Below are 12,298 nucleotides of genomic sequence, written 5' to 3' on the forward strand. Positions count from 1 at the left end.
CTAGAAAGGAGACACTGATGAGAGATCAACTAAAAAACCCTGTTTTACTTATTTCTTCATCCATCATTACACTCCTGGTCATAATTGGTGCTGTAAATCCTGAAGGTTTCGGCACAGTGGCCGGCGCCTTGTTTAAATTCACTACCGTGAACTTCGGTTGGTTTTATTTACTTTCAGTTTTCGGCTTTGTGATTTTCTTAGTAGCACTCGGTCTGAGTAAATATGGCAAAATAAAAATCGGGCCTCCCGATTCAAAGCCAGAGTTTCCATTTTTCACTTGGATTGGGATGCTGTTTTCTGCCGGGTTTGGTGTAGGACTTGTCTTTTGGGGCGTAGCAGAGCCCATGAGTCACTTCTTTGAAACTCCCTTTTCTGAGTTGGAAGCTCAAACAGAGGATGCTGCTCGCGTTGCCATGGGGTATTCTTTCTTTCACTGGGGTGTGAACCAATGGTCAGTATTTGCTATCGTCGGCCTCTTGATCGCATTTCTTCAATTTAGAAAAGGCAAAGACGGACTGGTTTCCACTGCACTTGAGCCTGTACTCGGAAAATCGAAACCCGTCAAACATACGATCGATTCATTAGCTGTTATTGCGACAGTAATGGGGATTGCTACCTCTTTAGGTCTCGGTATTTTACAAATGAATGGTGGGCTGAATGCTGTATTCGGTGTCCCTAATAATACTGCCATGCAATTGGTTATAACGGCAGTACTTCTCGCTTTATACTTAACTTCTTCAAGTACAGGATTGAATAAGGGAATCAAATGGTTGAGTAACTTGAACCTTGCCCTTTGCTTAATCTTGCTATTGTTTGTCTTTTTTGCCGGTCCGACGGTATTTATATTGAATAGCTTCACCCTTGGAATTGGGGATTATATTTCTAACTTCGTCGGATACAGCTTACGTCTCACTCCTTATGAAGGGGGATCATGGTTACGCGAATGGACGATATTCTATTGGGCATGGGTTATTGCCTGGTCACCTTTTGTTGGTGCTTTCGTAGCCCGTGTATCAAGAGGCCGGACAATTCGCGAGTTTATCTTTGGTGTATTAGTAGTCCCCCCTTTAATCGCATGTTTATGGATTGCGACTTTCGGTGGTACAGCTCTGAACAGTGATTTAAATAACGGGACATCCATAGCCGAGGCTGTAAATAATGACGTTACAGTTGCGTTATTTGAAACCTTTGAGTTTCTTCCATTGACTGGAATTCTGTCTATATTATCTATTTTTTTAATTGCGACATTCCTGATTACGTCTGCTGACTCCGCCACCTACATTCTGGCAAGTATGACCACAAATGGCAGCTTGACCCCTTCCCTGGGCATAAAGATCATCTGGGGCTTGCTCATGGCTGCTATTGCAGGGGTTCTGCTTGTTGCTGGTGGATTAGACGCTCTACAAACCGCTTCACTCGTTTCAGCACTGCCCTTTACAGTAATCATCATATTATTCGTCTACGCCTTCACTAAGATGATACGTGAAGAGCCTTTACCACAAAGACCGAAGAAAAGAGAGAATGATTAAAACCCCGGTCAATCTGAAAACCAGGAAAGGCACCCTCTCCATACCGGGAGGGTGCCTTTCTTATTATCCCACCCCTGGATCCCCGGGATCTTCATTTCCTAATACTTGTACTGAACCTATGCCTGGATCACCAGGATCTTCAGCCAGGCCATCCATAATCCCCCATAGGCAAGCTGCAGACAGCAAAAAGGTAAAACATAGTACCGTCCATGGCTTCCTCATTTAAACACCCCTCCCATAGTTCAAGCGTGCCAAGTATTCCAATGGTAAACGGGCAAAAAAGTGATCTCCTTGTTCATGGATAAAACGTTTATACGAATGGTTTAATAGGTGCACGTCCTTTTCAGCAAAACCTAAATAGGTTTCCTGAAAAGGTGTTAAGGATGACATTGACCGTAATATATTGCAGGTGGTTTTATAATCCCCTTCTGCCAATGCGATGTGGGCAGTTTCTACAGGGTCTGGTGTGTAAATTCCACCTGTACGAAGGTGAAAAGCTGAAATGAAAGGGATAGAGTGTTGCTTGATTGACTTGGCTGCCGTATCGAGATGATGGGTTTCCGCTATTTTAAGTGCTTTATGCAAAGGCTCTATAGAGGACTCGTATCCATTAAAAAGATTATTTAATGCCAGGTTATGGTACATTCTGCTCTTCTTACGCGGAGAAACTTCTGTGTTGATCATTTTATATGCATAACGACTGGCTAAAATAGAATTATCGGTTTTCCAATAATGCTGAAAAAGCAGTTCTTGATAACGCTGGTTCAAATAATAATACATTAGCGGCTCGTCCACTAACTGAAGTGCTTTATCACATTTATCCAAATACTTATCTAAAACTGTATAGATCTTCAAATCGTAATAAGAGTATACGAGGGCAAAAAGATGGAGGCAATGTAAGGATGGTTGAGTAAACTGGAGGGACAGGAGATCATCCAGTCGTTCTCTGGTCGCTTTCTTTTTCAAGCGATGCAGGAGAAATTGATAAACCACTCCAGTGTTTTCATCTGAAACCGCAGTGTTCAACAGGGTAGCAATTTCCTCGAAATAATCGTTCATATAGAGGAATTCAAGGTGGGCAAGTTGTTCATTTTTTTCTGTAGGGAAGTGGTCCAGCGCATATTGTTTTGTGTGCTGAATGGCTTCAATTCTGGAATACCTTTTCAGATTACTGATATAGACATAATATAAAGAGGAACTATGTTTCATTTGCAGTTTTATCAATAGACTTGGTTCAATTAGTTGGTGTTCTCTCATAGGTCCAGAGACTCCTCTCCGATGCTTACTTATATTTTATGTAAATAAACTCTATCTGTCTAGTAAGATGTTCAGTTATAAGTGATTATAAAGGTGATTTGAAGATAATTTACCAAATGGCAGATTCCTTTTCAAAATAATATCCTTCATCAGGAACTTAAATAAGCACGCTCCCTTTTCAAAAGAGAGCGTGCTTTATTTTTCAAATAATACCCCGAAATGATAAGGGGAAAGGTCGGATGTTTTTAAAAAAGTCAATCCTGCTTGTTCTCCCCAATCTCTAACTTTACGCGGAGAAGGTCGAATAGCCATAGTAGGTCCCCGTGGTGTCTTGTTCGATTTCCAATGAATGACGCCAAGTTTACCTTTAGGGTTTAGTAATTGCGCCGTCCTGTTCAAAAGTTCCAGAGGTTCTTCGCAGTGTAACATGTTGAACAAGCTAATGTAATCCACTTCTGAAACATATTGGGTTACCGTCTCGAGAGTTTTTTCATTAGATGAATCCCCATGAATTAAATAGATGTTTTGAAGGTTTTCTTCCCCTATTCGTTTGCTGCAAATATCGAGGTACTCTTGATTAACATCTATACCTATGGCCGAACCAGAAATGATTTTTGAAGCAGGAATTAAGAAAGTTCCGAAGCCACTTCCTACATCAAGGTAATTGTTTGTATGAGGATTCAACTCTAATGTTTTAAGAAAAGAGACAGGGTCAAAGAAAGTTTCCCATAATTCCATATCCGGCATCCCAGACTCTCGGTACTGCAATCTATCCCTCCTTTATTTACTTTATTCATCACTCAAAGTAATGTTGAATCGCAGACTTAACCTTCCATTTGAAAAGTTTCTTTCATTTTGACCATGCTATGACACGTGAAATAAACGGAAAGACAGCGGCAAGACCAACCGCTTGTCATTAAGCCTGCAAGTGAACTTGCAACCAAATTCGCATGTTTTCACACACAGCTCCAGAAGGAACATTCATTTAAAATACCGTTGATGTCAAAAACCAAACGTTCCATAGAACAAGGCTATATACGAGCATTCTTTCGGTATTAGACCCTGTTCGAAAAGTGAAGAAAAACTGGATGTACTTTCTTGATAAAGGATAAACCAGAGGAATCCCTTGTTTGGTGATGAAATCCCCAAACAAGTGGGAAACGACCCCTACCACCATACCTCCCAAATAAAACCAGGGAATTTGCAGTGTCTGTTCGAGAATGAGGCAGTAACCGACGAGTAAGCTCACGAACAAAAGGGAATGCGTCATTTTCCGATGCCCACGGATCATAATTAAAACCGGTAATAAAAGCATAACAAATACTTTCAGTTCATCTCGATATGTATTTAAATAGTGAGGTGCAAATAAGTAACATAAAAAAGCGATTGTAAAAATAGTCATCAGTCCCCGCCAAAACTTATGACCAAGTTTAGACGCAGGGGTATCGATATCCGGTAACAATGAGCCGAATAAGACGAATACGAAAAATAAAATAGTTTGATAGGGTCGTTCCGTCATCACTTCGAACTGGGGGATCAATGCCAATGCCCCAACCCCGAATGTGAAGCCGACAACCTGGTGTCCTGGTGCCATCATCGTGTGCTATACCTCTCTTTTCTCTCCAGCAGTCAAAAAATAAACCCACCTGAAAGTGGGCAATTACATCAACAATCTCTTTCAGGAAGGCCGAGTATTTGAAATTTGGGTCCTTCCATTGTTTGCTTTCCTTCTATAGTCAATTCTTCTGTCAAATGTGCAATTCGCTTATCTATCGCCACTGGAATTGAATTGATGCGATGCAGCTGATCGTCCGCCTCAGGGTCACTTATCGTCATCCCGATATCCGGTTCCCCACACCCGAAACCAGCAAAAAACAAACGCAAACAACCCGACCCTTCATCTTCCAGTATTTGATTCACCAAATCACGTGCTTGATCGGTTATTTTCATGAATCTTCACCTCTCCGATTATAAAATACCATATTTTTGATAGGGACAGGAAATGAAATCCTTTAAAATTCAACTGAAAGTATTACACAGAATTGTTGAGAACCCTCCGCCTTATAGAAAAATGGAATGTATGAGTCGCCCTACCAACTATTCTGCTCAGAGCAACTTGCTCCAACACAAAAAATCCCCGGGGAAAAGCTCCCCGGGGATTTACTGGCATTTTATACCGCTTTAGCGTTAATTTCCACATTAATATTGCCACTTGTGGCTTTAGAATATGGACAAACCTTATGGGCTTCATTTGCAAGTTCTTCTGCTTCTTCTTGAGAAACACCTTTCACTTCTACGTTAAGGACAACACCGACTTTGAACCCGTCATCAGATTCATCTTTCAATAAACTTACGTCAGCAGTGATTTCAGATTCAATATCTTTTTTCTGCTTGCTTGCGACTAAATTCAATGCGCCATCATAACAAGCGGAATATCCAGCTGCAAACAACTGCTCAGGGTTCGAGCCTTTTTCATCACCTTCACCTGGCATCGAGAGATTTAAATCAATCAAGCCATCGTCAGATTTAACGTGCCCCTTACGTCCACCTTTAGCGGTTGCATGTGCTGTAAACATTACATTACTCATATCATCACTCCTTAACTATTATTTAAAAAATCATCCACAACATACACATACCTCATCTTGCCGTAGATTAAACCTTTCTATTCATCGTACAGCCGATATTCCTCTTTCAAAGAATCCGGTGCCATCTTCACCATCCATTGCATGATATATGTGAAAACAGCCAAATCATCGACTAAGCCGAGGACAACCAGGAAGTCAGGAATCACATCCCAGGGAAACAATAAGTAACCGAGCAGAAATAATACGGAAAGCCATTTCTTCTTTGCACTCACTTCTTTTGATTGAAAAAAACGAACGAGGAATGGCACGGATTTTCTTATATTGAATACGAACTTGATTCTTCGCCACAATCTCAGCATGTCATCACTCCCAATCTTCATTATACCTTCCCTGTCCTGCCTCAAAACAGTGCAAACCTCACAATTGCTTATATTTGACGTATACTTTACCATTGAAATAAACGAAATGACTGTGAGGATCTTACACATACTAAGATTACATATACATAGCCCACTTCACCTAAACTTGCATACGATAAAGTAGGTCAAAGAAAACCAAAGGGGAGAAAGTTGTCATGAAGATCCTATTACTTAACGGAACGATCGTCGGGAAAAAAACCCGTACACTCCTTAATGAAATCGAACAATATATACAGCTCTTGCCTGATACACATGAAACAAAAATCATCGACTTGGAAAATTATGATCTTCAGTTCGTCGATGGCCGTCCCGCTGAAGAATATAACGAGGATATGCAATCCCTGATCAGGGAAATCGAGCGCGCTGATGCGTATGTCATTGCAACTCCGATTTTTCAAGGTTCAATTCCCGGCACTTTGAAAAATGTTTTTGATGCTGTGTCACCCTTAGCTATGAGGTACAAACCCGTATCTATCGTCGCGAATGGAGGCACCCTGCAACATCATTTAGTCATCGAGAATCAGCTCAAACCAATTCTCAATTACTTCCGTTGTATGGTTACTCCTAACTATGTTTACACTCATACTAACCATTTCTCGACTCAGGGAGAACTGATTGATGAAGACGTCCGCAACCGCTTAAAAGAAATGACCATCGTCTTCAATCAATACATGCAGATGAGCAGTCACCTCGAATCAGATAAGTAGAGTACAGAGAAGCGGCTTGAGAATCACTCAATAAAATAAGCCTTCCTTCTCTCAGAAAAAAAATCTTATTTAATTACCTTCCATCCTTCATCTGTATCTGCCCTCAAAACATAAAGGCGATACTTTCCAGCTCACTCTGCCACAACCACCAGCCAGAAGAGCTTTATAAAAAAGAAGAGCCTTACTGACCTTTTCGGTTCAGCAAGGCTCTTTACTCATGCTTTTCCAAGCACTTTCGTTACATAATTTTGCGTTTCTCTGAATGGAGGGACGCCACCATATTTATCAACGTTACCAGGTCCTGCATTGTAAGCTGCAAGCGCCAACTCAGAGTTTCCGTCATAGCGGTCTAACATCTGCTTTAGATATTTGGTTCCACCCATGAGGTTTTGTTCAGGATCGAAAGGATCTGAAACTCCGAGCCCCTGTGCTGTTGCAGGCATGAGCTGCATCAGACCTTGTGCACCTGCGTGACTAACTACATCAGAGTCGAAGTTCGATTCCGCTTTAACCACCGAACGTATAAGGTTTTCTTCAACACCGTAGGTTTGGGAGGCTCTTTGAATCAAATCATCAACCTGCCTATCTCCGCCATCCACCTCTGGCAATTCGGCTTTTGGAGTCGGAGAAGTATGTAATGGGGTCTGGCTATGGTTAAAAGCAGGAGTAGCCAAAGATACCGGCTGTGCATTGTTCATGTTCACCGGATGAGACATCGCAGCATCTAAAATACTCTGAAATGTCATGTTTTGCATACCACTTGAAAAGGAATCACCTTTGTCATTTCTTAACATCGACATTGCCTGCATTTGAATCATTAGCTGGAATTTACTGATATCCATTTTCTCCACTCCACAATTATTAGTTATTTAAAGTTTACATGATTCAACCTATTCCGACAATCCAGTATTTCAAAATATTTGAGGGTTTTCCAAAACAATACAAAACTTGAGAAAAAGTCACCTTCAAACTATCAATGATTTGCATTTTCATGCCTCACTTTTCCCAAAGCAGGCACCTACTTGGAAGTGGTATAATATAGATAACAAAAGAGCTTCCTCGACATTACTCGTTGTTGGTTTGTGCAGGTTGTCCACATCTCAACACATTTTTGATAGAGGAATTCTGGTCTCATTTCGTACATGGGTACTCTCTTTTGTCTCTTACGTCGAATCACCCTACTATTTTTCCCCGCCAGGAAAAATAGCCTGTAGATTTCATGGGATGTCTCCCTCAATGAAAGACATGTACCATACCCCTTTTGATTATTCAAAAGGGGTATTTTTTTATTAGAAATATCATTCTCCACCTCTCCCACTCATTCGTCATGAATAAGGACAAGCTGTCAAAATAATTTTATAAAAGATAAATATTCAAATTACTGCCATCATATATTGAAGGTAAAGGGAGGTGGAAGCATGGTGGACTTCAAAGCGGATAACAGAGTGTTCCTTTACTTAGCTGTTCTTGTAGCCGGTTTCGCTCTATATAGCATCGGTGAGGAAGCGGGTAATTTCTTCGATCAGTTTCTGTTCTACGCGGGGTATATTGCAATGATTATTTTTTCTTTCGCCCTCATCATCCTCGGTTTAGCCAGATTTTTGAAACAGTATCAATGAAATCAGAAAAGGCTGCGGATTCGCAGCCTTTTCTCGTTTTACAGGTATATTGGTCTATTCGATCACAAAGCAAAACCCTTTTATTCCCCATCAGATTATTTGGAAGGTTTAAAAAGCGATTTTAAAAATCCTTTCAAACCTTCCCCCTCGTCACTTTTCCCTTCACGTTCTTTTTTAGGTTCCACATATATATGTTCTTTTTCTATCGCATAATCAACAGTTAAGACGGCTCCAACGTCTGTGTCGATATCCTGATTGGAAACCGTGGTATGGTGGATATCATTTTGCTCTGCTGCGTCTTTATAAGGGGATAGAAAGCGATAACTGATTTCACCGTTAAGCAATAACTTCCCATCTTTATTTTCTTTCATCCTATCGGTTAATTCATCAAGTCCTGTTTCCTGCATCACTTGAGCTTTTGTCAATAAAAGCACCACTCGTTCACGCAGAGTACCGAGGTACCTCCTGCGCTCAGATGGTTTTGTTTCCTTGCTCCCATAGATCCCCTCTTGCAAATAGTCCTCTATATCTGATTTTTTCATAAGACCACCTCACTCTGCTGTTTCTATTATTGGCACTTTAACATCAAACATCCAATTATGCTTTGAAAAACTTTCTGCAGTAGATTTAAATTTTTCACTGACGCCCGGAATCACCATAGGTAATGAAACAGAAAAAGCTGCGGAATGTCCGCAGCTTTTTCTGTTTCTATTTAACAATGACATCAATATGAGAAGGCATAATTTTAAGATTCACAGGCAAATGGTCGCCTTCCTCACCGTCAACGTTTGTCACTAAGTCGTCTTCAGAAGTAAGTTTTACTTCTTGCGCAGTAAAATAGTGAACTTCCGAATCGTTTTTAAGCTCCCCTCTTAGAATGGCCGTTACAATTCCGGCCAGACGAATCATGTTCATTTGAGGAACGATGTAACAATGGATAGCACCATCATCCACTTCAGCCTCAGGAGAAAGTTTTTCAAAACCCCCTGTCGAATTGGTCAAAGCTGCTAAGAACAGGAAAGAATCCCCTTCCCATTTCTCTCCATCATGTTCAATCCTCAAAGGGTAACTGTTGTTAGAGGTCAAGGTTTTCATCCCTTCCATGATGTAGGCTAATGGACCAAACTTTGTCTTTTGTTCTTGAGTTACTTCATACGTAGCTTCTGCTAATGCTCCAGCAGCTACGATATTGACAAAATAACGATCGTTGAAACGGCCGATGTCTACTTTTTTCGAACGATCTGAACGCAGAACATCGATAGCTTCCTCCACATCCAAAGGAATATTTAAAGCTCTGGCAAAATCATTCACTGTCCCTAATGGAATTATGCCTAATAACGGCCTGTGGTTCTGATCGACCATACCGTTGATTGTTTCGTTGAGCGTACCGTCTCCCCCCAGGGAAACGACAAGATCGAATTCGTTATGACAGGCATCCTGACAATAATTCGTGGCATCCAATTCTTTCTCTGTCTGTGCAACTTCCACTCCGTAGCCTTTTTCCTTTAGTATTCGCTGAATTCTTTCCACATGATCAAGTGCTTCTTCCTTTCCGGATGAAGGATTCACAATCACCATAGCCTTCTTCACGTTTACATTCCTCCTCAAATACCCACTGCTTTCAACCAATCCTTACTGACTTAATTCATTTTCAAAGTTGCTTTAACAATTAAGTTAAAGGGTGCTTAGTGATTATGACTTTTTCTGATATTCATATAAGGTACTTACCGGAATAAATCCAATAGCACGAATGAAGTCATTCACCCGAGATTGCTGAGCTTTCACCCCGACCTGTATCGACTTCACTTCCTGCTCATCCATCCACGTCAATAAGGCATCAGAAAGTTCTGTGCCTATCCCCTCTCTTCGATAAAATTCATCGACGAATAATTCGCGGATATATCCATAGACTTTTGCTTCCGATTCCTTATCAATCGTACCAAGAATATAGCCGACAATTCTGCCATCCATATCTGCAAACAGCAATTTTTGCTTCGGATCGCGAGCTAAAAACTGGTCTGCTGCCCAATATTTACGTTCTTTTATACGTTCATTCAATGTTCGTCTTTCTGATTTGCCTGCATCCATCGTATGAAGAAATTCAACGGCGTACCTGGTAAAGTGCATCAGATCTTTTTCTTCAGGTTCGCGGATCTTGACCATGCCATGTCCCCCTCTATTTCATCCAAACCACATGATATTCCGGGGTATTTTTAATAACATCATGAGCAAAGGAGCATACAGGATCAATTTTTTCTTTATGTTTTCTTGCATGGTTGACGGCATAATCAATGAGATCCTTCCCTAAACCCTGCTTCCGTTCTGAAGGATCCACCTCTGTACTGGTGATGGTCATGACCCCGTTTTGCTCTTCAAACAAAAGTTGTGCTTTAGGTTCATTTTCCTCACCGATATAAAACTTGCCTTTTTTCTCTTGGATCTTTTGTTCCATGTATAAATCTCTCCTTTCCCTAACAGCATACCCTCTCCCAAAGAAGAAAAACACATAACAGATGCAAAAACCCCAGTGCGCTCCTAATAAATTGATCAGTTACTTGAAACACTTTCTTTTTCATTCAAAAAAGCACCCATTGAGAGAGATTCAATGGATGCTTGACTGCCAGCATGTTCAACTGGGCGGGACAGCTAGTAGAAGGATGTTCCTGATATTGATTCTTTAATGAAATGGGCTCTTCCTTTACGCTGTCGTTTTCAATTCTTCTTCAAGTGGAATATTCCGATCCAATTGACGACGGGCAGCGATGAAGAAAGCTGTCACAATAGCAACGGTGATAATAGCGGCTAAAATATAGGATACGTTCATCGGTAATCCAAAACCTATAGGAGCGTTGATGATATAGGTGAAAGTCGCCATCGTCATGAATGTTGCCGGAATTGCAGCGATGAAATAGTTTTTACGAGATAAGAATAAGTACATCGCACCTACCCAAAGAGCGATCACTGCTGTTGATTGATTTGCCCAGGAGAAGTACCTCCAAAGCAGTGTAAAGTCAATGCGCGTCAAGACGAAAGAGATGACGAACATCGGCAGGGCAATCCAGATACGACTTACGACTTTTTTCTGGGACACTTTCAGATAATCAGCAATGATCATCCGAGCACTTCGAAATGCTGTATCTCCAGATGTAATCGGAAGAATGATGACACCAAGAATAGCTAGTGTTCCACCGACTGCACCAAGCATTGCAACCGATACTTCACTTACAACTGCGGCAGGACCACCACTCGCAAGGATTTCGTTCAGTCCACCAGAACCATTGAAAAGACTCATAGCGGCTGCTGCCCAAATCATTGCGATTACACCTTCTGCAATCATCATGCCGTAAAAGATACGACGTCCCTGTTTTTCTTGTTGGGTTGTCCTTGAGATAATCGGTGTTTGAGTCGCATGAAAACCAGAAAGAGCTCCACATGAAATCGTCAAGAACAATAATGGAAAGATCGGGGCATTATCAGGGTGCATATTCGTGAATGTCAATTCCGGGATCGGTGCTCCTGTCACGACTAAGGATACCCCGACTCCAATTGCACTAATGAGCAGAAGTGCGCCAAAGATCGGATAAAAACGCCCGATGATCTTATCGATCGGCAGCATTGTAGCTAATAAATAGTAAGCGAAGATGACAGCAAGAATAACAGGAAGCGCCAACCAGCTGCTCGTCATATTATGAAGCAAGTCCGCAGGTGCAGTGACGAATACCGTCCCGACTAGTATCAATAGTAGAATAGCAAAAGCATTGACAACGTGCTTCATCACTTTCCCGAGAAACTTACCAGCAAGTTCAGGCAAATGGGCACCACGATTACGGATGGAGATCATGCCTGTCAAGTAATCGTGGACGGCTCCAGCGAAAATTGCGCCAAGTACAATCCATAAAAAGGCGACAGGTCCATAAAGGGCACCTAATATCGGACCGAATATGGGACCGACCCCTGCAATATTAAGGAGTTGAATCAACGAATTCTTCTTTTCCCCCATCGGCAAATAATCTACACCATCGCTATGGGTGTATGCCGGAGTTTGGCGTTCTGGATTAAGACCAAACGTTTTCTCTACATATTTTCCATAGGTGAAATAACCTATAATCAATAGTGCAATACTTACTAAAAAAGTTATCATAGTAATTCCTCCCTCACCGTTTTGAAATCGTTTACAAA

16 protein-coding genes are annotated in these 12,298 nt (G+C 41.3%); 3 read left to right on the forward strand and 13 right to left on the reverse strand.

Annotated elements, in window-relative coordinates; genetic code table 11:
• Window positions 1-17 precede the first annotated feature (17 nt).
• Window positions 18-1,529: a BCCT family transporter gene (locus tag HLI_RS09560; protein ID WP_128524766.1), complete on the forward strand. Its 1,512-nt coding sequence runs from the start codon at window positions 18-20 to the stop codon at window positions 1,527-1,529.
• A gap of 63 nt (window positions 1,530-1,592) precedes the next feature.
• Here the strand turns inward: HLI_RS09560 and HLI_RS21590 are convergent, their stop codons facing one another.
• The 7 genes from HLI_RS21590 to HLI_RS09590 form a co-directional block, all read right to left on the reverse strand.
• Entirely contained in the window at window positions 1,593-1,751 is a 159-nt protein-coding gene (locus HLI_RS21590; protein ID WP_164908530.1) for a hypothetical protein, read from the reverse strand.
• Entirely contained in the window at window positions 1,752-2,786 is a 1,035-nt protein-coding gene (locus HLI_RS09565) for an AimR family lysis-lysogeny pheromone receptor (RefSeq protein ID WP_128524767.1), read from the reverse strand.
• A 195-nt stretch (window positions 2,787-2,981) separates the two neighbouring features.
• Window positions 2,982-3,554, reverse strand: a complete 573-nt coding sequence (locus HLI_RS09570) for a class I SAM-dependent methyltransferase (protein WP_128524768.1) — start codon at window positions 3,552-3,554, stop codon at window positions 2,982-2,984.
• 217 nt (window positions 3,555-3,771) lie between these two features.
• Window positions 3,772-4,383: a metal-dependent hydrolase gene (locus tag HLI_RS09575; RefSeq protein ID WP_128524769.1), complete on the reverse strand. Its 612-nt coding sequence runs from the start codon at window positions 4,381-4,383 to the stop codon at window positions 3,772-3,774.
• Window positions 4,384-4,451: 68 nt separating this feature from the next.
• Window positions 4,452-4,736, reverse strand: a complete 285-nt coding sequence (locus HLI_RS09580; protein WP_128524770.1) for an iron-sulfur cluster assembly accessory protein — start codon at window positions 4,734-4,736, stop codon at window positions 4,452-4,454.
• 221 nt (window positions 4,737-4,957) lie between these two features.
• Window positions 4,958-5,374 carry an organic hydroperoxide resistance protein gene (locus HLI_RS09585; protein ID WP_128524771.1) on the reverse strand — a complete coding sequence of 139 codons (417 nt, stop codon included), beginning with the start codon at window positions 5,372-5,374 and terminating at the stop codon, window positions 4,958-4,960.
• A gap of 77 nt (window positions 5,375-5,451) precedes the next feature.
• Window positions 5,452-5,733, reverse strand: coding sequence for a YkvA family protein (locus HLI_RS09590; RefSeq protein ID WP_128524772.1), 282 nt, complete (start codon window positions 5,731-5,733; stop codon window positions 5,452-5,454).
• Between the two features lie 215 nt (window positions 5,734-5,948).
• Here HLI_RS09590 and HLI_RS09595 point away from each other — a divergent pair, with 215 nt between their 5' ends.
• Window positions 5,949-6,500: an NADPH-dependent FMN reductase gene (locus tag HLI_RS09595; protein ID WP_128524773.1), complete on the forward strand. Its 552-nt coding sequence runs from the start codon at window positions 5,949-5,951 to the stop codon at window positions 6,498-6,500.
• Between the two features lie 215 nt (window positions 6,501-6,715).
• Here HLI_RS09595 and HLI_RS09600 read toward each other — a convergent pair whose 3' ends face one another.
• Window positions 6,716-7,342 carry a lytic transglycosylase domain-containing protein gene (locus HLI_RS09600; RefSeq protein WP_128524774.1) on the reverse strand — a complete coding sequence of 209 codons (627 nt, stop codon included), beginning with the start codon at window positions 7,340-7,342 and terminating at the stop codon, window positions 6,716-6,718.
• A 576-nt stretch (window positions 7,343-7,918) separates the two neighbouring features.
• On the opposite strand from HLI_RS09600, the gene HLI_RS09605 reads away from it, so the two are divergent.
• Window positions 7,919-8,119 (forward strand): hypothetical protein, encoded by a 201-nt coding sequence (locus HLI_RS09605; protein WP_128524775.1) that lies wholly within the window; start codon window positions 7,919-7,921, stop codon window positions 8,117-8,119.
• Between the two features lie 95 nt (window positions 8,120-8,214).
• On the opposite strand, the gene HLI_RS09610 is transcribed toward HLI_RS09605, so the two are convergent.
• The 5 genes from HLI_RS09610 to HLI_RS09630 all read right to left on the reverse strand — a co-directional run bounded on the left by HLI_RS09610 (window position 8,215) and on the right by HLI_RS09630 (window position 12,260).
• Complete coding sequence (locus HLI_RS09610; protein WP_128524776.1) at window positions 8,215-8,661, reverse strand: YueI family protein; 447 nt, start codon at window positions 8,659-8,661, stop codon at window positions 8,215-8,217.
• Window positions 8,662-8,827: 166 nt separating this feature from the next.
• Window positions 8,828-9,709, reverse strand: coding sequence for a diacylglycerol/lipid kinase family protein (locus tag HLI_RS09615; protein WP_128524777.1), 882 nt, complete (start codon window positions 9,707-9,709; stop codon window positions 8,828-8,830).
• A 102-nt stretch (window positions 9,710-9,811) separates the two neighbouring features.
• Window positions 9,812-10,282, reverse strand: coding sequence for a GNAT family N-acetyltransferase (locus HLI_RS09620; protein ID WP_128524778.1), 471 nt, complete (start codon window positions 10,280-10,282; stop codon window positions 9,812-9,814).
• A 13-nt stretch (window positions 10,283-10,295) separates the two neighbouring features.
• Entirely contained in the window at window positions 10,296-10,571 is a 276-nt protein-coding gene (locus HLI_RS09625; RefSeq protein WP_128524779.1) for a GNAT family N-acetyltransferase, read from the reverse strand.
• Between the two features lie 246 nt (window positions 10,572-10,817).
• On the reverse strand, window positions 10,818-12,260 hold the full coding sequence (locus HLI_RS09630) for a carbon starvation CstA family protein (RefSeq protein WP_128524780.1): 1,443 nt from the start codon (window positions 12,258-12,260) through the stop codon (window positions 10,818-10,820).
• Window positions 12,261-12,298 lie beyond the last annotated feature (38 nt).

Source organism: Halobacillus litoralis (assembly GCF_004101865.1).
Lineage (GTDB): Bacteria > Bacillota > Bacilli > Bacillales > Halobacillaceae > Halobacillus > Halobacillus litoralis_A.